Raw genomic sequence first — 17766 nt, 5'->3', positions numbered from 1 at the left:
CGACCGTCGTGCCCTCTCCACAGGGCCCATCGGACACGCGTGGGCGTGAGCTGAACTGGATCCCTCGACCGGACGACCACACGGCCCTCCCTCACTAGCGTCCTTCAGAAGGTAAGACGTTCGTGACCGTGGAGGGTTCGAAATGGGCGAAGGGCTGTCGGGCGTTCGACGCAGGACCTTGCTGCCATGGCGGGCCACCGGCGAGTCCCCGTCGGCGACCGAGTCGCCCGACGGCGTCGGCGGGGGCGGCCCTCGCTTCGGCCGCCTCGCCATAGCGGCCGCGCTCGGTGTCCTCGTCTTCGCCGGTGCGCAGCTGGGCTCGGCCAAGGTCGACTTCCTCCCCGAGTTCATGCCCCCGTCGGTGCAGGTGCAGACCGAGGCACTGGGTCTGTCCGCCGCGGAGGTGGAGCAGCTCGTGACGGTGCCGCTCGAGCAGGACCTGCTCAACGGCGTCCCGTGGCTCGACCGAATCCACTCGCGCTCGCAGCCGGGACTGTCCGCCATCGATGTCGTCTTCGAGCCGGGCACCGACCTGTATGCCGCCCGACAGATGGTCCAGGAACGGCTCACCCAGGCCCACGCGCTCCCCAACGTGGGCAGCGCCCCCGTCATGGTCGAACCGTTGGCGTCGACGAGCCGAGTGTCGATGATCGCGCTCTCGTCGCGCACCACCTCGCTCATCGACATGTCGGTCCTCGCCCGGTGGAAGGTGCGCCCGCGGCTGATGGGCATCGCCGGTGTGGCCAACGTCGCCGTCTACGGCATGAGGGACCGGCAGCTGCAGATCCAGGCGGACCCGGCCACCCTCAGCGGGAAGGGCGTGACCCTGACGCAGGTCATCGAGACGGCGGGTAACGCGCTGTGGGTCTCACCCTTGACCTTCGTGGAGGCATCGACGCCGGGGACCGGCGGGTTCGTCGAGGGACGGAACCAGCGACTTGCCGTGCAGCACGTCCTGCCCATCACGACGGCCGACACGCTCGGGCAGGTCACCATCGAGGGGACGTCGCCGCCCCTGCGGCTCAGTGACGTCACGCGGGTCGTCGAGGACCACCAGCCGCTCATCGGCGATGCCGTGAACACCGACCCGACGCTCTTCCTCGTGGTCCAGAAGTTCCCCGGAGCGGACACCGCAGAGGTGACACGGTCGGTCGAGGAGGCGATGGCCAGCCTCGCCCCGGGACTGGGCGGCATCCGCGTCGACACGTCGGTGTACCGACCAGCCACGTATGTCGAGAGCGCCAAGCGCACCCTGGGCCTGACGGGAGGGCTCGCCCTGTTCGTGATCGTGCTCGCGAGCTGGGCGCTGTTCCGGTCGTGGCGGGCTGCCCTGGTGGTGGGGGCGGCCGTCACGGTCACCCTTGCAGGCACCTTCACCGTGCTCTACCTGGCCCGCGTGACGCTCACGACCCTGACGCTGTCCGCCCTCCTCGTCGCGGCTGTGCTCACCATTGCCGTCGCCACGTCGAACGTCGATGCCGTGTGGGCCCAGGCTCGCGCCCAGCGGCTGTCGCCCCACCGGCTGCCGCCGAACGAGCTCATCGGACGCACGTTGCGCCACACCTCGCGCGATGCCGCGGTGGGTCTGCTCGTCGGGATCGTGGTGCTGACGCCGACTCTCGCCCTGGGGCCCTCGGCCATGGCCTTCAGCCGGCCGCTCATCACCGCCTTCGCGCTCGCGCTCGGTGTCGGCCTGGTCGTGTCGATCGGGCTGACCCCGGCTCTCACCCACGTGCTGATGCGCGAGGTGCCGCGCGCGGAGGTGGCCTCCGGGCCGATGGGACCCGTCGCCGCTGCCCTGACACGGCTGGTCACGCGTTTCACTGGCTCACGGGTCCTGACCTGGTCCGCCGCCGCAGCGCTGTTCGTCGTCGTGCTGACCGCGCTGCCCCAGCTGTCCAGCACGTCGCTGGTGCCGACGCCGCGAGACCTCAACGTGCTCCTGGCCGTCGAGGCGGCCCCGGGCACCTCACTCACCGAGATGAACCGGCTCTCCGCCCTCATGTCCGCCCGCCTCCGGGCCGTCGACGGGGTGGTCAGCGTGGGCGGTCACAACGGCCGTGCCGTCACCTCGGACCAGCTCGGCGACGTCAACGCGGGCGAGCTGTGGCTGACTCTCGACGAGTCCGCGGACTACGCGGCGACCCGCAAGGCGATCGACGCTGTGGCGCACGGCTACCCGGGGGTCGGCGTCGACGTGCTCGACTACACCCAGGACCGGATCCAGGCCGCGACCGCGACGGCGCAGCACGACCTCGTCGTGCGCGTGCTCGGGCAGGACCTGCCGGCCCTCCAGCAGACCGCCGAGCAGGTGGCGGACCGGATGTCGGAGCTCTCCGGGGTCTCGGCAGCTCGCGTCGTACCGATCGCGACGCAGCCGACGGTCCGGGTCGAGGTCGACCTGGCTGCCGCACGACGCTTCGGGCTGCGCCCGGGCGACGTGCGACGCGAGGCCACGACGTTGGTCTCCGGCCTCACCGTGGGCAACCTCTACGAGGAGGCCAAGGTCTTCGACGTCGTCGTCCTCGGCACCCCGTCCGCCCGGGCGAACCTCTCCAGCCTGGCCGACGTCAAGATCGACACACCCTCGGGCACGCAGGTACGGCTGGGCGACGTGGCCAAGGTCAGCGTCGGTCCCGAGCCGGCCTCCATCGTCCATGACCAGGTCATGCGGTCCGTGGACGTCGTCGCCGACGTGACCGGCTCCGACGCGTCGGCGGCCGTGGCAGACGTGCGCTCTACCGTCGCCGGGGTGCCGATGCCCGCCGAGGCCCACCTGCAGGTCCTGAGCAGTGCGGTCGACCGTCAGTCCGACGCGCGCCGCGTCGGGCTCGTGGGGCTCGGCGTGATCGTCGTCATCATCCTGATCCTGCAGGCGGCGACCGGAGGCTGGCGACCTGCGGCAGCGCTCGTCCTGCTGGCCCTGCTCGGCGGCGCGGGGAGCATCGCCGTCGCCCCCCTCGTGGGTGGGATGGGAACGCTCGGACCGCTCCTCGGCTTCCTGACGACAGTGCTCGTGACGCTCTTCGGTGGTCTCGCGTCGGTGCGGGCCGATGGTCTCCGTCTCGCGCTGGCCCGGACCTCCGCCGTCGACGGATCTCCGACCGGGACCTCGGGACGCGCCCGCATCGACCTCACACGGGAGCGGATCGTGCCGGTCCTCCGAACCGCAGCCATCACGGCGCTCGCGCTCGTCCCCGCGATCGCCTTCGGCGACCGGGCTGGTTCGGAGGTCTTCAGGCCGTTCGCCGTCACCGTCGTGGGCGGCCTCGTCACGAGCGTCCTCGTCGTGCTCCTCCTCGTCCCCACCCTGTGTCTCGCCAAGGAGGTGGACCGATGAGCATCCTCCGGTCCCTGTCGTTCATGGCCGGCAGCATCGTCCTCGCCGTTGCCGTCACCGGCTGCACGTCCGAGGAGGAACCGCCGACGACTCCGCCCGCCGTGGTCGAGGACGTCCCCGGCAGCGAGGCCAAGTCAGTGACGCTGCGTGCGGATGCCGCTGAGGCCGTCGGCATCCGCACGGCCGCGGTCGCCAGGGGCGACGCGACCGGCCGACTCACGATCCCGTATGCCGCTGTCGTCTACTACCTGGACGGCTCCACCTGGGCCTACACGGAGACGGGCTCCCACACCTTCCAGCGCGCGCCGATCACGGTTGCCTCGATCACCGGCGACGTCGCCACGCTCACGGCCGGCCCCCCGGTCGGCACGCCGGTCGTGGTCGTCGGTGCCCCCGAGGTGTTCGGTGCCGAGCTGGAGATCGACGGTGAGCAGTGAGACCTCGACGTTCGGCCATCGCCTGGATCGTGCAGACCAGCCTCAACCTGCGCTTCCTCGTCGTGGCTGCCTCCGTCGCGCTCATGGTCATCGGCATCACCTCCCTCCCCCGGATGCGCGTTGACGTCTTCCCGGAGTTCGCGCCCCCGCGGGTCGTGATCCAGACGGCGAGCGTCGGACTGTCCACCTCGGACGTCGAGGAGCTCGTCACCGTCCCGCTCGAGCAGGGCCTCAACGGGCTCCAGGGCCTGGAGGACATGCGGTCCCGGTCGGTGCCGCAGCTGTCGTCGATCGAGCTGCTCTTCTCGGCCGACACCGACCTGCTCCACGCCCGTCAGCTCGTGCAGGAGCGGCTCGCCATCGTCTCACCCAGCCTGCCCACGTGGGCCGCACCGCCCGTCATCCTGGCACCGGTCTCGGCGACGGGCCGCGCCATGCAGATCGGGATGACCTCCTCGAAGCAGTCGATCATCCAGATGTCGATGGCCGCCTACTGGAACATCCGTGCCCGTCTGCTCCAGGTGCCCGGGGTCGCCAACGTCGCCATCTGGAACGAACGCCTCCAGCTCATGACGGTCCAGGCCGAACCCGCCCTGATGGCGAGGCGCGACGTCACCCTCGACCAGGTGATGGAGACGACGGCGGCGGCCGTCGACTCGGGCCTGCTCCGGTTCTCGACGGGAAGCGTCATCGGCACGGGCGGGATGATCGAGTCGCAGAACCAGCGGATGCCGATCCGGAACGTGCTGCCCATCGTCACGCCCGCCGACCTGGCCGAGGTCCCGATCGACGGGGCCGCCGCGCCGACCACGCTCGGGGACGTCGCCAGGGTCGCCGAGGACCACCAGCCCCTCATCGGGAGCGCCGTGGTCAACGGTGAACCGGGCGTGCTCCTCGTCGTCGAGAAGCTTCCCTGGGCCAACACGATCGACCTCACCGACGGGGTCGAGCGGGCCATCGACGAGCTCCGGCCGGGCCTGCCCGACGTCGTCTTCGACACGCACGTCTTCCAGCAGGCCGACTTCGTCAAGCTCGCGATCTCCAACCTCTCCCAGGCCCTGCTCCTCGGCTTCCTCCTCGTCGTCGTGATCCTGATGCTCTTCCTCTTCGAGTGGCGCGTCGCGCTGATCAGTCTTCTGACCATCCCCCTGTCGCTCGTCGTGACGATGCTCGTCCTCTACTGGCGCGAGGCCACGATCAACACCATGACGCTGGCCGGTCTGGTCATCGCGCTCGGCGCCGTCGTCGACGACGCCATCATCGACGCCGAGAACATCGTGAGGAGACTGAGGGAGTCCCGGCTCGCCGGCAGCGACGAGCGGGTGGCCTCGGTCATCCTCCGTGCCTCGCTCGAGGTGCGCAGTCCCATCGTCTACGCGACCTTCATCATCGTCGCGGCCTCGATCCCGGTCTTCCTGCTGTCCGGGCTGACGGGGGCCTTCTTCAGACCGCTGGCCGTGGCCTACACGCTCGCCATCGTCGCATCCATGCTCGTCGCGCTGACGCTCACGCCGGCCCTCTGCCTCATCCTCCTGCGCAACGCGCCGGTCGAGCGGCGCACGTCCCCGCTCGTCCGCTGGCTGCAACGGCACTACGCCGCAGCCCTGTACCGCATCGTGGCGCGTCCCCGGCGCGTCTACGCTGCAGCGGTCGTGGTGACCCTTCTCGGGCTCGGCGTGGGCTCCGGTCTCGGACAGAGTCTCTTTCCCGCCTTCCAGGAGCGGGACTTCCTGATGCACTGGGTCGGGGTGCCCGGGACGTCGGTCCAGGAGACGGAACGCACGACGACCGCAGTCAGCCGGGAGCTTCTCGCGGTCCCGGGGGTGCGCAGCTTCGGCGCGCACATCGGCCAGGCCCTGCTCGGCGAGGAGGTCTTCGGGGTCAACTTCGGCGAGAACTGGATCAGCCTCGCTCCCGACGCCGACTACGAAGCGGCCCGCGAGCAGATCGACGAGGTCGCCGCGAAGTACCCGGGGCTCTTTGCCGAGGTCCAGACCTATCTCGACGAACGGGTCGAGGAGGTCCTCACCGGTGGCAAGGAACCGATCATCGTGCGCGTCTACGGTGAGGACCTCGGGGTCCTGCGCGAGAAGTCGGGCGAGATCCTCGACCTCATCGCCTCGGTCCCGGGCGTCTCCAACGCCCACACGGACATCTCGACCGACATCCCGCAGATCGACGTCGAGGTCAAGCTGGACGCCGCCGAGAAGCTCGGCCTGAAGCCCGGTGACGTGCGCCGCGCCGCCGCGACGATGGTGGCGGGTGAGGAGGTCGGGGACATCTTCCGGTCCGGCCGGGCCTACGACGTCGTCGTCTGGGGCACCCCCGAGAGCCGTGGAGACGTGACCGCGCTCAAGCGGCTCCCGATCGACACGCCGTCGGGGACCAAGGTCCCGTTGAGCGACGTGGCCACGGTCGTCGTCGCGCCCAACCCCAACGCCATCGAGCGCCAGGGCGACTCGCGCCGGCTGGACGTCGGTGCGTCCGTCGAGGGCCGCGACCTGGCGTCGGTGGTCAACGACATCAACGCCAAGCTGAAGGGGGTCCAGTTCCCCGTCGGCTACCACGCCGAGGTGCTCGGTGAGTACAAGGAGCTGCAGTCTGCGCAGAGTCGGCTCGTGACGTCCGCCGTCGTGGCCGGGGTGCTGATCCTCCTGCTGCTGCAGGCGTCGTTCCGCAGCTGGAGGCTGGCCGCGCTGGTCTTCTTCACGCTGCCGATGGCCCTCGTCGGGGGCATCCTCGCGGCGCGCCTCGCGGGTGGGGTGCTCTCACTGGGATCGCTCGTCGGCTTCTTCACCGTCTTCGGGATCGCGGCGCGCAACAGCATCCTGCTCATCAACCACTGCCAGCACCTCGAGGAGGTGGAGGGTGAGGAGTTCGCGGTCGCCCTCGTCGTCCGGGCCGCCCGCGAGCGGCTCGCGCCGATCCTCATGACCACCCTCGCCACCGGTCTGGCCCTCGTACCGCTCGTCGTGCTGGGCCAGCGGCCCGGTCACGAGATCGAGCACCCGCTCGCGGTCGTGATCCTCGGTGGCCTCGTGACCTCGACGCTCCTCAGCCTGTTCGTCGTGCCGTCGCTCTACCTCAGGTTCCACCGGGCGCCCGAGTCTGCCCAGCCGCCCGAGTCACCGCCGGCGACCGCCCCCGACCGTCTACCCGGGTGAGGTCGCGGGTTCAGGCGTCGGGGTAGCCGGTGGGGTTGGCGCTCTGCCAGCGCCACTGGTCGACGCACATGTCCTCGATGGTGCGCTCCGCGCGCCAGCCGAGCTCGGCGTGGGCTCGCGACGGGTCGGCGAACGACTCGGGCAGGTCACCCGCGCGCCGGCCGACGACCTCGTAGGGCAGCTCGTGCCCGACCGCCTGCTCGAAGGCGTGCAGCACCTCGAGGACGCTCGTGCCGTGACCCGTGCCGAGGTTCCACGTCGAGACCGGGTCGTCGACCTGGCCCAGCTTGGTCAGCGCCGCGAGGTGGCCGGCGGCGAGGTCCTCGACGTGGATGTAGTCGCGCAGCGGCGTGCCGTCGGGGGTCGGGTAGTCGTCACCGAAGACGAGCAGCTTCTCGCGTCGGCCGACCGCGACCTGGGCGATGAACGGCATGAGGTTGTTGGGGATGCCCTGCGGGTCCTCGCCGATGGTGCCGCTCGCGTGCGCGCCGACCGGGTTGAAGTAGCGCAGCAGCGCGATCCGCAGCGACGGGTCGGCCGCGGCGACGTCGCGCAGGATCTGCTCGATCATCACCTTGGTCCAGCCGTAGGGGTTGGTCGCCGCGGTCGACATCTCCTCGGTGAGCGGCGGGCTGTTGTGGCCGTAGACCGTGGCCGAGCTGCTGAAGACGAGCTTCGTCACGCCGTGCCGACGCATCGCGCGCACGAGCGAGAAGGTCGAGACGAGGTTGTTCTCGTAGTACTCGAGCGGCAGCTCGACGCTCTCGCCGACGGCCTTGAGCCCGGCGAAGTGGATGACGGCGTCGATCTTCTCGTTGGCGAAGAGGTGCTCGGTCTTGTCGTGGTCGCGCAGGTCGAACGACCGCACGTCGAGGTGGGTGCCGGTCAGGGCCTCGAGACGGTTGACGACCGTCGGCTTGCTGTTGCCGAAGTTGTCGACGATGAGCACCTCGTGCCCCGCCGCGACGAGCTGGACCACCGTGTGCGAGCCGATGTAGCCGGCTCCGCCGCTGACGAGTACGCGCATGGCGCCACCCTATCGAGGCGGCCCCACGCGTCGGCAGGCCCTCAGACGAGCGTGAGCTCGGCGATCGCGCCGAGGTAGAGCGCGAGCGGCGTCGCGATGAGAACGGCCGACACGGCATACATCATCACCGCGACGGCGGGGATCGGCAGACCGGCGATCCGCTCGGCGTCGAGCAGCCCGATGCGCGCGGTGGCCACGCGCGTGCTGTCGGCCATCGCCATGGCGCCGGCCGGTTTGGGTCCGCCGGCCATGGCGACGATGGCGCGCCCGGTGCTGACGGCCCCGGCGTGACGGACGGCGGCGCGGTCGGCGAGGACCTCGATGAGCAGGTGCACCTCGCGCAGGGCGTCGTCGCAGCGCAGGAAGCCGGGCATCGCCTCGTGGACGACGGTGAAGAACTCCATGACGAGGTCGTGACGGGCGCCGAGGTGGGCGCGCTCATGGGCGAGGACCGCCGACAGCTCGTCGGGACCGAGCCGGTCGAGGGTGCCCTGCGTCAGGACGACGCGACGACGGACGCCCGGGACGCAGTAGGCGGTCGGGGTCGTGTGCTCGAGGACGCGCATGTGCCGGTCGGCGCCCTCGCCGGGGACCCCGAGCAGGTCGACGAGGTCGCGGTGGCGACGGCGCGCCGCGCGCAGGTTGCGTCCGACCCGGTCGCCCGAGAGGAGCAGTCGCACGGCGACGACCCCGCTGAGCGCGGCGGCGACGGCGAGCGTCACCCAGTGCTCCGAGAGCCGCACCTGCCGGCCGACGAGCAGCGGGATCGCCGCGGGCGCCGCGAGCAGCGCGGCGAGCACGGCGGCGACGGCGGTGGACTGCCACAGCACGAGCGCGGCCCGGGGCGCGCGGCGCAGCGACGTCGCGCGGGCCAGGACGCGCGGCACCGGCCACGCGAGCAGGACCGCGAGGACGACGAGGGCCGCGACGACGAGCACGGTCAGGTGGCGCGGCGGGCCGCAGAGGGAGTCATCGGTCGGTCAGCGCTTCGCGTCGTCGGGGCGCCGCGCCTCGAGCTCGGCGAGCGCGGCCTTGAGCTCGTCGATCTCCTCCGGGGTGGACTCGTCGAGGAAGTGGAGCAGCGCGGTGCGTCGCGTGTTGCCGGCGAGCTCGCCGAGCGTGTGGTGCAGCGACTCGGACGTCAGCTCGGCGCGGGTCGACGCGGCGGTGTAGCGCCAGGCGCGGCCGTCGCGCTCGCGGTGGACGAGGTCCTTCTTCGCCATCCGGTCGAGGACCGTCATGAGCGTCGTGTAGGCGAGCCCGCGCTCGACACCGATCGCGTCGTGGACCTCACGGACGGTGCGCCCCTCGGGGTGGGCGTCCGCGGTGGTCCAGAGCTCTTCCATGACGACACGCTCGAGGTCGCCGAGACGGTTGCGGGGTGTGCTGGGCATGGCGTTCCAATCTACCGACGGGGTGGGTCGGCTTCGTGCGTGCGGTCGCCCGAGTGGGGGACCGGGTCTGCGGTGGTCGGGGACATCGTCCCCGACGGCGGGCGGCGCACCTCGAGGACACGGTCGAACAGGTCGGCCCCGTCGTCGCGGTGGGTCACCATGATGATCGTCTGCGCGGGCGCATCCGTGCCCGCCACCCCTGTCGTACCCGGTGCGCGGCCGAGGCGCGTCAGGTCCTCGACGACGGCGCGGGCCGTGGGCGGGTCGAGGTGGGCGACCGGCTCGTCGAGGAGCACGACGGGGCGGCCGCTGACGTGCGCCCGGGCGATGCCGAGGCGGGCCCGCTCGCCGCCGGAGAGCCCGCGGCCGGTGGACCCGAGCGTCGTGTCGAGGCCGTCGGGCAGACCCTCGAGGAGGGTCGTGAGGCCGGCGGCGCGGAGGGCGCGCTCGACGTCGGCGTTGTCCGCGTCGGGGCGGGCCAGCGTGAGGTTGTTGCGCAGGCTCGTGGCGAAGACGTGGGTCTCGTCGTCGACGACGGCGATGCGCGCGCGGGTCTCCTCGAGGGGCTGGCGGAGCACGTCGGTCCCGCCGAGCCGGTAGGTCCCGCCCGACGGGTCGAGGTGGCGAGCGAGCACGGCCAGCAGGGTCGACTTGCCGCTGCCGTTGGGTCCCGTGACCGCGATGCGACTCCCGGCGGGCACGTCGAGGTCGGTCGGGCCCAGGTCGGTGCGCTCGCCCATCCACGAGGCGGTGAGTGCCCGCGTCGTGACGCCACTGCGTGCGTATGCCGTGTGCTCGGGCCGGGTGCCCGACGTGTCGTCGGGCGCATGGCCGGGCTCGGCGGCTGCGTGGCGGGGCTCGTCGGCGACGGCCGGGGCGAGGTCGAGCAGGGCGTCGATGCGGCGCTCGCTGCCGCGGGCCCGGGCCAGGGCGCGCATGGCGTCGACGAGGGGGGTGATCGCCTCGGAGACGGCGACGGGTGTGAGCACGAGGAGGGCCTTGACCGGGGTCGACACGGCGAGGTCCTGGGCGATGACCGCCGTGGCAGCGACCGCCGCGCCGACGGCGACGAGGAAGAGTGAGGCGGCGGCCGCCCGACCGGCACTGATGCGTCGGGTGACGCGGTCGAGGGCGCTGTGGGCCTCGTCGAGCCAGCCGAGCGCCGTCGCCCAGCCGCCGACGGCACGCAGCTCGCCCGACTGGCTCGCCATCAGCTCGCTGACGCGGGTCACCTCGGCGCGGGCGGCGAGCAGCTCCGGCAGGGAGCGGGACTCGAGGCGGGTCGCGAGCAGGCTGATGAGGCAGACGGCGACGCCGAGCCCCAGCATGACCAGGCCGACGGGCCGGGACAGCACGAGGGTGAGCGCGATGGCGATGCCCCCCGCGACGGCCGTCGAGATGACCGGCACGGTGACTCGTACCTGCGCGTCGACGACGTCGGTGAGGTCGTCGACGACCCCGGTCAGCACGTCGGAGCGGCGGCGTCGCCCGAGCCGGGCGGGTGTCAGCGGCACGAGTGCCTCATAGGCGGAGGTCCGTCGCTCGGCGAGCATCTCGAGCGCGGCGTCGTGGCTCGTCAGGCGCTCCCAGTAGCGGAAGACCGGTCGGGCCATGCCGAAGGCGCGCACCATGACGATGGCGGTGAGGAGAGTGAGGATGACCGGCTGCTGTGACGCCCGGACGATGAGCCAGCCCGAGGTCGCGGTCAGGGCCATGCCCGACGCCGTGGCGATGCCGCCGAGCAGCCCGCCGCGCACGGTGCCGGCCGAGGGCCACCAGACCCGCCGCCGCCGCGAACCGGCGGTTCGAGGTGATGCCGGCACCGACGTGGGGTGCGCGACCACCTCGACGCGGGGGTCAGGAGCGGACGCGGTGCTCATCGGTCGCCCTCTTCTCCCGCGGTTCGAGGTGATGTCGATGGCGACGTCGCCTCCGGGATCACCTCGAGGGAGGTTGCGTCTGCGGCGGCGAGGACGAGGTGGTGGTCGGCGTGCGCGAGCAGCTCGTCGCGGTGCGTGACAGCGACGACGACACGGCGCTCGGCGAGCTCGGCGACGAGGGCGGCGACGTGCTCGGCGCCCTCGGGGTCGAGGTGCGCGGTCGGCTCGTCGAGGAGCAGCAGCGTCTCGGGGGCGAGCCAGGCGCGGGCCAGGGCCAGCCGCTGGCGCTGGCCGGCGGACAGGCCGAAGCCGTCGTCGCCGAGGTCGGCGGACAGCCCACCGGGGAGTGCCGCGACGACACCGTCGACACCGACGGCGCGCAGGGCCTCCCAGAGCTGGTCGTCGGTGGCCGGGTGGCCGATCGTCAGCGCCTGGCGCACCGACCCGGTCGAGAGGAAGGGCCGCTGCGTCACGTAGTGCGACGGGGGAGCCTCGACGGTTCCGGCCCCGGGGCGGCGCAGACCGGCGAGCAGGTCGAGCAGCGTCGACTTGCCGACGCCGGACGGACCGGTCACGACGGTGAGGCCGGGACCCGCCACGAGGTCGAGGTCACGGACGACGGGAGCCGGCGACCCGGCATACGCGTACGTGAGGCCGGCGACGCGCACCTCCCCGACCCGCCCGCTCCCAGGCGCCGCCCCACCGAACGCGGCGTTCGGTCGCGAACGCGCTGTTCTATCAGTGAGTTCGGCACCGAACGCGGCGTTCGGTGCGGGGGTCGAGGGGGACTCGGCCCTGGCCGGGGTGGGGTCGAGCTGGCCGAGGACCGCGTCGAGGGCGACGGCTCCGTCGGCGGCGGCGTGGTACTCCGCCCCGACCCGGCGCACCGGCCAGTACGCCTCGGGCGCCAGGAGGATCGCGACGAGTCCCGCCCCGAGCGCCATCGAGCCGTGCGAGAGGCGCAGGCCCACGGTGACGGCGACGATGGCGACGGAGATCGTCGCGAGCAGCTCGAGGGCCGCGGACGACAGGAACGCGATGCGCAGGGTCTCCATGGTGGCGCGCCGGTGCCGGTCGCTGACCTCGCGCACGGTCATGGCCTGGCGGTGGGCCCGGCCGTAGGTGACGAGCGTCGGCAGGCCGCGGACGACGTCGAGGAAGTGGCCGGAGAGCGAGGCGAGGGCGGCCCAGCGGCGTTCCGTCGACTCGGCGGTGGCCTTGCCGATGAGTGCCGCGAAGACGGGCAGGAGCGGCAGCGTCAGCGCGACGACCAGCGCACTCGGCCAGTCGACGACGACGAGCGTCGCGATGGCGAGGACCGGCACGACGGCCGCGGTCACGAGCGTCGGGAGGAAGCGAGCGGCATACGGCTCCACGGCCGCCGTGCCCGCGGTCGCGAGCGAGACGGCGGCGCCCGGCTCGAGCCGCGCGTCGGCGTCGACGGTGCCCCACCGGCGCAGCAGGGCCGCCCGCAGCGCCGACGAGACGGAGACGCCCGCCCAGGCGGCGACCCGCTCCGTCGTCGCGGCGAGGAAGGCCCGCACGACGAAGAGCCCGAGCAGCCGGGTGAGGGGCGACGCGAGGTCGGTCCCCTCGACGACCGCGACGACGACCGCCGACAGCGCGAAGGCCGTGGCGATCGTCGTGACACCGCTCGCGATGCCGGTCGCGGCGAGGACGCCGACGGGCCTCCGGGCGGCAGGGACCGCCCGGAGGAGTCGTGGGTCGAAGGGCTTCACGGAGTGCGTGCTCTCTCGTCGGGTCGGACGGGTGGGGTCGTGTGGCTCAGAGGGTCAGCGGGAGACGGTCTCGCGCGGTACGTCCTCGGGAATGTGCTTGACCGTCAAGCGCTTCCGGAAGACCCAGTACGTCCAGCCCTGGTACATCAGCACGATCGGGGTGAAGATCAGCGCGACGATCGTCATGACCTTGAGCGTGTAGTCGGTGCTCGAGGCGTTGGCGATGGTGAGGTTCCAGTCCGGGTTGGTCGAGCTCGGCATGACGTTCGGGAAGAGCACGAGGAAGTACGTCGCGACCGCCATGGCGATGGTGACGGCCGTGCCGATGAAGGCCCACCCCTCACGACCCGCGCGGTTGGCCGCGAGGGCGCCGAGGAGCGCCACCGCAGCGACCACCGTGGTGACCCACGAGGCGAGCTTGCCGTCGGTCAGGCCGAGCCAGAGGAGCAGGGCGACCGCGAGCACGGCGGCGACGACCCCGACGCGCTCGGCGACCTGGCGTGCCTCGTGACGGATCTTCCCGTCGGTCTTGAGGGCGACGAAGATCGCGCCGTGCGTGAGGAAGAGCGTCACGAAGACGAGCCCGCCGAGGATGCCGGCCGGGTTGAGCAGCGTGAAGAGGTTGCCGGTGAACTCCTTGTTCGCGTCGATCGGCACGCCACGCACGATGTTCGTCAGCGCCACACCCCACAGGAGCGCGGGCACGAGCGAGCCCCAGAAGATCGCCAGGTCCCAGCGGGCCTTCCACCGGGCCTCGGGCCGCTTGTGGCGGTACTCGAAGCCGAGGTTGCGCACGATGAGGGCGACGAGGATGAGGAGCAGCGGCAGGTAGAAGCCGCTGAACAGCGTGGCGTACCAGTGCGGGAAGGCCGCGAAGGTGGCGCCACCGGCGGTGAGCACCCACACCTCGTTGCCGTCCCAGACCGGGCCGATGGTGTTGAGCAGGACGCGGCGGCGCTTCTCGGCATCGGCGGCGTCGGACGCGTAGCGCTTGCCGCCGAGGACGGGCAGCAGCATGCCGACGCCGAAGTCGAAGCCCTCGAGGACGAGGTAGCCCGTCCAGAGCACGCCGAGGACGATGAACCAGAAGGTGGCGAGATCCATTGCAGCTCAGCCCTTCTCAGTAGGCGAAGACGAGGGGTGCGTCCTCGTCCCGGTCGGCGGGGTCCTGCGGCTCCTCGAAGGGCTCGGCCCCCTTGCGGACGTAGTGCAGGAAGAGCTTGATCTCGACGACGGCGAGGGCGCCGTAGAGGAGCGTGAAGACGACCATCGACGTGATGACCTCGCCCATCGAGACGCTCGGGGAGACGCCGTTGGCGGTCGTCATGAGGCCGAAGACGAGCCAGGGCTGGCGGCCGACCTCGGTGAAGATCCAGCCGAAGCTGTTGGCGAAGACGGGAAGGAGCGGAGCGGCCACGGCGGCATACGCGAGCCACCTGGCGGTCGGCGTGCGCCCCTTGCGCGTCAGCCAGAGCACGGCGATCGCGATGAGTGCCGTGGCGATGCCGAGACCGATCATGAGACGGAACGTCCAGTAGGTGGTCGGGATGTTGGGGACGAAGGCGGTCGCGACGTCGGCGACCCGGGGGTTCCCGCTCGCGCCGTAGGTCTTGGCGTACTCGGCCTTGAGGTCGTTGATCCCGCGGACCGCGCCCTGGAAGTTGCCGGTCGCGAGGAAGCTGAGCAGGCCGGGGATCTCGATGATCGCGTTGGCGTGCGACCCGTCGAGCGAGCCGACCGTCAGCACCGAGAAGGGCGCCCCCTCGCCCGCGGGAACGGACTCGTAGAGCGCCTCGGCGGCCGCCATCTTCATCGGCTGCACCTCGGTCATGATCTTGCCCTGCACGTCGCCGGTGATGGTGACGCCGACGGCGGCGACGAGCGTCAGGACCGCGCCGATGCGCGTGGCCGTGCGGTACATCGGCGCGTCGGTGCGGGCGACGTCCTGCGCGTCGTCGGCGGCCGCCTTGGCCTCACGGCGCATGAGCCAGAGCGAGACGCCCATGACGACGCCGGCGCCGGCCATGTAGGCGGCGAAGATGACGTGCGGGAAGGTGACGAGCTGGACCTTGTTGGTCAGCACCGCGAAGAAGTCGGTCAGCTCGGCGCGGCCGCTGGCGGCGTTGTAGGTGTAGCCGACCGGGTGCTGCATGAAGGAGTTGGCGGCGAGGATGAAGTACGCCGACAGCACCGTGCCGATGTGGACGAGCCACATCGTCGTGGCGTGCAGCTTCTCGGGCAGGCGCCCCCAGCCGAAGATCCACAGGCCGAGGAAGGTCGACTCGAGGAAGAAGGCGAGCAGGGCCTCGATGGCGAGCGGCGCGCCGAAGATGTCACCGACGAAACGCGAGTAGTCGCTCCAGTTCATCCCGAACTGGAACTCCTGCACGATGCCGGTGACGAGACCGAGCGCGAAGTTGATGAGGAAGAGCTTGCCGAAGAACTTCGCCAGCCTCATCCACTGCGGGTTGTGCGTGCGCACCCAGGCGGTGTGGAAGACGGCGACGATGAGGGACATGCCGATCGTGATCGGCACGAAGAGGAAGTGGTACACGGTGGTGATGGCGAACTGCCACCGTGCCAGGTCCGTTGCATTCATGGGGGCTCCGCGAGGGTCGCACCAGAACTACATGACGTAGTAGATGCTAGCGGGTGCGATTGCCGACGTCGGCCAGCCTGTCGAGGGATGGGCGTGACCCCGCTCACCCTGACCGCGGCCGCTTGACTCGTTTTGTATCAATGAGTTAAATGATTGCGACAAAGTCGGGGTTGAGGGGATTGGCATGGATGCTCGCGTGATCACGTGGTACCTCGGGCCGGTGGTGCTGCTGGCGCTGGTCGTCAACCTCGCGCGGTGGCTCGGCGCACGCCGGCTCGACGCCTTCGCCGCGCGGGCCCGACGCCGGGCCGCGCTGGGCTCCGTCGTCGGCGCACTCCTTGCGTATGCCGTCGCCCAGGCAGGCGTCGACCGGTCCGTCGCGTCGTCGTCGGGGGAGGGCGCGACCGCCCACCCGGGCGTACCGGCGCTCGCGGCCGTCGCCGGCATCATCGTCGCGGCGGTGGCCGAGCGCTGGGCGCCCCGCCGGCCGACATCCGGACCTCGCCGCGAGGCCGCCCTGGACATCCGCCGTGGCACCGAGTCGGTGCGCCTGACCGGCTACTACGTCGCGGGGCTCGTGCTCTGCGCCGTGGGGCTGCTCGTCGGGTGGCTGACGTCGGCGCCCGGGGGTCGCCTCGGCATGCGTGAGTGGAAGGGCGTCGTCGTCACGACCACGAGCGCCTACCCCGGCCGCGACTACACGCTGGGGACGGTCGGCGCCCTCGCGCTGCTGGCCGTCGCCACGTGGCTCGCCCTGCGCGTCGCCGACGCCCGTCCGGCCCACGTCGACGACCCCGACCTCGATCGTGCCCTTCGGCTCGGGGCGCGCGTGCGCGTGCTGAGGTGGTCGGCCGCCGGGTCCCTCGTCACGGCAGCCGGGCTCTGCCTCACCATCGGCCCGCAGCTCAACGACGTGACCCAGCGGCTGCGCGGCGCCGTGAGCGGCACGGGACTTCCGCCCGCGCCCGTCGCGCCCGTCGACTGGACCCAGAACCTCGCCTTCTCGCTGACGCTTCTCGGCTTCGTCGCCCTGGTCGCCGCGCTCTTCTGCCTGCTCTGGGACGCGCCTGCCGTGCCGAGCTCGCGTGCGGCGAACCATCCTGCAGCGTCAGCGGTCTCGACGTCGGGTGGGGGCTCCCGATGAGCGACGACCTGCGCATCGTCGTCGACCTCGAGGTCGCCGAGCCCCCCTTCGAGCAGGTCCGCGCCCAGCTGGCCGGCCTCATCGCGACGGGCCACCTGCTGCCGGGCGACCGACTTCCGACCGTGCGAGCCCTCGCCGCAGACCTCGGCCTGGCCGCCAACACCGTGGCGCGCGCCTTCAAGGAGCTCGAGGCGGCGGGGCTCGTCGAGACGCGTCGTCGGGCCGGCACCGTCGTGGCGTCCGGAGAGCACACGGCCGACGTCGCCGTCATGGCGCTCGCGGCGAAGTTCGCGGCAGCAGCCCGCGACGCGGGGCTCGACACCGCGGCAGCGGTCGACCTCGTCAGGGCCGCGCTCAAGGCGCAGACCGGCTGAGCGGTCGTATGCCGGATCGCCCGGTCAGGCGTGCCGGGCGGGCTGGGTGCCGAGCGGGCTCTGGGCGTCCTTGGGCGAGAGCTGGATCGGCCGACGCAGTGGGTGCAGCAGGCGGGCCGCCGTGATCCGGTGCGAGCGGTCGCGCGGGACTGGACGGGCCGATGCCGGTGCTGGCACGGGAGCCGGTCGGCTGGTCTGCACGGCCCAGGCTCCGGCCATGCGTGCTGCGTGCGGAGGGATTCCCATGACGTGCTCCTCGTGACCTCTGGCGGCGCGAGGCCATCGAGGCCTCGACGGTCAGAGAGGCGCCGCGCGTCGGTGATACGTCAGGCGGCGCGCGGACGGCGGTCAAGAGGTAGCGTTCAGGCGTCATCTGCAGGGAGATGGGCGGGGATGTCGATGCGTGAATCGCGACGCAGGGTGACCCGGAGCTCCGTCCGTCACCTGGGCGTGGCCGCCGCGGCAGCCCTCGTGGCCGGGGCGACCTCGGCGTGCACGGGTGCGGATGCGCCGACCCCGCGGCCCACGGTCGAGGGTCCGTCGTTCACGACGATTCCCGATGGCGGTGGCACGGTGACGGTGGATCGGCTCGAGCCTCCCGCACAGTCGCCTGCCGATGTGACACGCCTGCTCGTCAGCAATGCGGACGGCCTCTTCTGGAGTGGTAC

General features: G+C 71.8%; 13 protein-coding genes. 5 read left to right on the top strand and 8 right to left on the bottom strand.

The window, feature by feature from the left end:
• Positions 1-142: 142 nt before the first annotated feature.
• From ASH01_RS09115 to ASH01_RS09105, 3 genes are read left to right on the top strand one after another with little or no spacing between them, the layout of a single operon-like run.
• Positions 143-3340, top strand: a complete 3198-nt coding sequence (locus ASH01_RS09115) for an efflux RND transporter permease subunit (protein WP_082619624.1) — start codon at positions 143-145, stop codon at positions 3338-3340.
• On the top strand, positions 3337-3777 hold the full coding sequence (locus tag ASH01_RS09110) for a hypothetical protein (protein ID WP_056774487.1): 441 nt from the start codon (positions 3337-3339) through the stop codon (positions 3775-3777). The genes ASH01_RS09115 and ASH01_RS09110 overlap by 4 nt, the downstream gene beginning before the upstream one ends.
• On the top strand, positions 3774-6941 hold the full coding sequence (locus ASH01_RS09105; RefSeq protein WP_235508682.1) for an efflux RND transporter permease subunit: 3168 nt from the start codon (positions 3774-3776) through the stop codon (positions 6939-6941). The genes ASH01_RS09110 and ASH01_RS09105 overlap by 4 nt, the downstream gene beginning before the upstream one ends.
• A 10-nt stretch (positions 6942-6951) precedes the next feature.
• Here ASH01_RS09105 and galE read toward each other — a convergent pair whose 3' ends face one another.
• From galE to ASH01_RS09070, 7 genes are read right to left on the bottom strand one after another with little or no spacing between them, the layout of a single operon-like run.
• Positions 6952-7968, bottom strand: coding sequence for a UDP-glucose 4-epimerase GalE (galE, locus tag ASH01_RS09100; RefSeq protein ID WP_056774484.1), 1017 nt, complete (start codon positions 7966-7968; stop codon positions 6952-6954).
• Between the two features lie 41 nt (positions 7969-8009).
• Positions 8010-8906 carry a M56 family metallopeptidase gene (locus ASH01_RS09095; RefSeq protein WP_056774482.1) on the bottom strand — a complete coding sequence of 299 codons (897 nt, stop codon included), beginning with the start codon at positions 8904-8906 and terminating at the stop codon, positions 8010-8012.
• A gap of 42 nt (positions 8907-8948) precedes the next feature.
• Entirely contained in the window at positions 8949-9362 is a 414-nt protein-coding gene (locus tag ASH01_RS09090; protein WP_056774481.1) for a BlaI/MecI/CopY family transcriptional regulator, read from the bottom strand.
• Between the two features lie 11 nt (positions 9363-9373).
• Positions 9374-11242 carry a thiol reductant ABC exporter subunit CydC gene (gene cydC / locus ASH01_RS09085; protein WP_235508683.1) on the bottom strand — a complete coding sequence of 623 codons (1869 nt, stop codon included), beginning with the start codon at positions 11240-11242 and terminating at the stop codon, positions 9374-9376.
• Entirely contained in the window at positions 11239-12981 is a 1743-nt protein-coding gene (gene cydD / locus ASH01_RS09080) for a thiol reductant ABC exporter subunit CydD (RefSeq protein ID WP_056774479.1), read from the bottom strand. Before cydD ends, cydC begins: the two co-directional genes overlap by 4 nt.
• A gap of 54 nt (positions 12982-13035) precedes the next feature.
• Positions 13036-14085, bottom strand: coding sequence for a cytochrome d ubiquinol oxidase subunit II (cydB, locus tag ASH01_RS09075; RefSeq protein ID WP_056774476.1), 1050 nt, complete (start codon positions 14083-14085; stop codon positions 13036-13038).
• A 16-nt stretch (positions 14086-14101) separates the two neighbouring features.
• Complete coding sequence (locus ASH01_RS09070) at positions 14102-15580, bottom strand: cytochrome ubiquinol oxidase subunit I (RefSeq protein WP_056774474.1); 1479 nt, start codon at positions 15578-15580, stop codon at positions 14102-14104.
• A gap of 184 nt (positions 15581-15764) precedes the next feature.
• Between ASH01_RS09070 and ASH01_RS09065 the strand changes: the two genes are divergently transcribed.
• Together ASH01_RS09065 and ASH01_RS09060 are read left to right on the top strand one after the other, a co-directional pair.
• On the top strand, positions 15765-16724 hold the full coding sequence (locus ASH01_RS09065; RefSeq protein ID WP_156415506.1) for a hypothetical protein: 960 nt from the start codon (positions 15765-15767) through the stop codon (positions 16722-16724).
• The gene (locus ASH01_RS09060; RefSeq protein ID WP_056774467.1) at positions 16721-17098 is read left to right on the top strand and encodes a GntR family transcriptional regulator; all 378 of its coding nucleotides are present in this window, start codon (positions 16721-16723) and stop codon (positions 17096-17098) included. Before ASH01_RS09065 ends, ASH01_RS09060 begins: the two co-directional genes overlap by 4 nt.
• A 24-nt stretch (positions 17099-17122) precedes the next feature.
• Here ASH01_RS09060 and ASH01_RS09055 read toward each other — a convergent pair whose 3' ends face one another.
• Positions 17123-17344 carry a hypothetical protein gene (locus ASH01_RS09055; protein WP_056826088.1) on the bottom strand — a complete coding sequence of 74 codons (222 nt, stop codon included), beginning with the start codon at positions 17342-17344 and terminating at the stop codon, positions 17123-17125.
• Between the last annotated feature and the right edge of the window lie 422 nt (positions 17345-17766).

The sequence above is a fragment of the Terrabacter sp. Soil811 genome (genome assembly GCF_001429655.1).
Lineage (GTDB): Bacteria > Actinomycetota > Actinomycetes > Actinomycetales > Dermatophilaceae > Terrabacter.
This window is presented reverse-complemented; position numbering and strand designations above follow the sequence as displayed.